This is a genomic window from Komagataeibacter melomenusus (assembly GCF_013155395.1).
Lineage (GTDB): Bacteria > Pseudomonadota > Alphaproteobacteria > Acetobacterales > Acetobacteraceae > Komagataeibacter > Komagataeibacter melomenusus.
Genome location: NZ_JABJWC010000103.1, coordinates 1 through 945, shown reverse-complemented (window position 1 = coordinate 945; position 945 = coordinate 1). Strand labels below are relative to the sequence as shown.

1 protein-coding gene is annotated in these 945 nt (G+C 61.2%); it reads right to left on the bottom strand.

What is annotated here, in order from left to right:
• Window positions 1-195: 195 nt before the first annotated feature.
• Entirely contained in the window at window positions 196-930 is a 735-nt protein-coding gene (gene lptB, locus HNW77_RS17210; RefSeq protein WP_172159315.1) for an LPS export ABC transporter ATP-binding protein, read from the bottom strand.
• Window positions 931-945 lie beyond the last annotated feature (15 nt).

Genomic DNA, 945 nt, shown 5'->3' with positions numbered 1-945 from the left:
TTGCCAAGGCACAGCGGTTCCATTTTCGCCCATTGGGCATCCGTCAATATCAAGCGATCCATATGCAGTTTAAAGCACATCAGGGACCTTGTGAAAAATCAATTCCAAACAGACCCCAAAAAGCTTCGAGAGAATGCCGCCTTTTTGAAAAAAGGCGGCACCCGGAAACTTTTATGATTTTATGCAAGTATTGGGTCAGAGAGTGAATTTCTCACCCAGATAGACGCGGCGCACGTCCTCGTTGGCCACGATTTCCTCTGGCCGCCCCTCGGTCAGCACCTGCCCGCTATGCATGATGTAGGCGCGGTCGATCACTTCCAGCGTCTCGCGTACGTTGTGGTCGGTAATCAGCACGCCAATGCCGCGATCCTTGAGGTGCGCCACGAGATCGCGGATCTCGCCCACCGCAATGGGGTCGATGCCCGCCAGTGGCTCGTCAAGCAGGATGTAATGCGGCTGGCTGGCCAGCGCGCGCGCGATTTCAAGCCGCCGCCGCTCGCCACCCGAAAGGGCGAGCGAGGAGGAATGCCGCAGGCGCGTGATGCCGAACTCGCCCAGAAGCCCGTCAAGCATGGTCTGGCGGCGGTCGGGGTCGGGCTCCACGATCTCGAGGGCGGCCATGATGTTCTGCTCGACATTGAGCCCGCGGAAGATGCTCGACTCCTGCGGCAGGTAGCCAATGCCCATGCGCGCGCGGCGATACATGGGCAGTTGCGTGATGTCCGCGCCATCAAGCGTGATGGTGCCCATGTCGGGGCGCACCAGCCCCACGATCATGTAGAAGCTGGTGGTCTTGCCCGCGCCGTTGGGGCCGAGCAGGGCCACGGCCTCGCCGCGCTGTACCTGCAGCGATACGTCACGCACCACCTGGCGCTTCTTGTAGCTCTTGCCGATTCCGCTGGCGATCAGCCCGGCCGAGGGGGCGGGTATGTGCGTTTGTGTTGG